This is a genomic window from Flavisolibacter ginsengiterrae DSM 18136 (assembly GCF_059568575.1).
This window is the reverse complement of sequence record NZ_JCANTR010000060.1, coordinates 1-1,541: the sequence shown is the minus strand read 5'-3', so window position 1 is coordinate 1,541 and position 1,541 is coordinate 1. Positions and strand designations below refer to the sequence as shown.

Below are 1,541 nucleotides of genomic sequence, written 5' to 3'. Positions count from 1 at the left end.
CCGCATGCATCCTTCACCGTTGGTGGTGTCGGCGCTGTGGCCTTCGCAGGACAGTCTACAGTGCTTGCGCCATTCGTTGGCAAGCTAAAGTCTGGTTTTTTAATATTAATAACCTGTTGTACTGTAGCAGTGTTGCCACAAGCATCTGTAATAGTATACGTTCTTGTAATAACAAATTCACACGTACCAGAAACCACATCACTATGACTCACTATCAAATTAGCATCTAGGGTACAATTATCACTAATATTCAATCCAATTGATTCAAGGCCCGCAACATTAGTTTCTGCATTTGGCGCCACACTTGCATCACAGCCTTCTACAGATGTTGGTGCTATTGTTCCTGTTATTGTCGGAGCCTGGGTATCTTTTATTTCAAACGTCTGAGTACATGTACTTGAACATCCAAATTCATTTGTAATAACAAGGGTCAACGTAAAGCTTCCACACTTGTTGTCGGCAACCACAGACACAGTCTGTCCATTAGTTGCACCAGATATAGAAGCATCTCCACTGATCGACCAATTATAAGTGGTCATACCCACTGGTGCATTATAAACATTTGTAGAACTGGGACATATATTGTCAGGACCCGTAATTGAACATACCGGCAAGTCATGAACGGTTACAGTTATTTGAACGGCATCTCCAGTACAATTATCTGCATTTGTCTCTGCAACAGATACCGTATAGGTACCAGCCTTCAGCCATTTAACAGTTATGGTATTATCCGTAACAGTCAAAATCCAATCCACTCCTTCCGTACCTGGTGTTATCGTCCACGAATAAGTAGATCCAGGCACTTTAGTAACACCATAATTCTTTGTCTGCCCAACACAAACATTGTCATCCCCAGTAAATTGGAATGGCCCGACCTGAGCTGTTGCGAAATTTGCCAGGAAGGCAAAGAGCAACAGTAAGCCCCATTTTGTATATCTGTGCGCCGGAAACATGTTAGTTAGTTTAGTTGCTTTTGAGTTTTGAGTTTTGGTCGGGGCTTTTAAAAGAATATTGTTTTGATGTGATATAATGGGTTTATAAAAAGCTTTATCAGGCTTGTAGTGATTTATCCGGGAAAGCGATAGTACCAACAGCCGTAACCATTGCAAAAGAGACAACCAGGCGCCTGGCCCCTGCCCCCCTTTGTTTATTGCTGTATGTATATCGTTTCCTGTTTTCATGATCAATTAGTTATGGTAGATAGTTGGTTTGGGTTTAGGATTGATTGTTACCTGTGTCGTACAGGTATTGCTATTCCCACATTCATCTACCACTGTCCATGTGATGATTGACACGCCAACTTCGAAAATGCCGCTGGCATCCAGCCCGGTTCCGTTTCGTGTCGTTGCTCCCGTTATTGTATAAGTAATGGTTAATGTATTATTTGCACTGCAGTTGTCACTGGCAGTTAAAGGCGGAATGGTATACGTTTTATTTGATACTTCACATACAGGTGGTACAGTTGGACAAGTAAGCGTTGGTGGAATATTATCCGTTTTCCAGGTAGCTGTCTGCACAAATGGCAAACTCTCATTGCCGCA

The 1,541-nt window shown here is 42.3% G+C and carries 2 protein-coding genes; both read right to left on the bottom strand.

Annotation, left to right across the window (positions count from 1 at the left end; genetic code table 11):
• On the bottom strand, positions 1-1,181 hold a 1,181-nt coding region (locus BP74_RS21615), incomplete at its 3' end, for an HYR-like domain-containing protein (RefSeq protein WP_496377644.1).
• A 6-nt stretch (positions 1,182-1,187) separates the two neighbouring features.
• Positions 1,188-1,541, bottom strand: a 354-nt coding sequence (locus BP74_RS21610) for a hypothetical protein (protein WP_496377642.1), incomplete at its 5' end; no start/stop codon positions are given.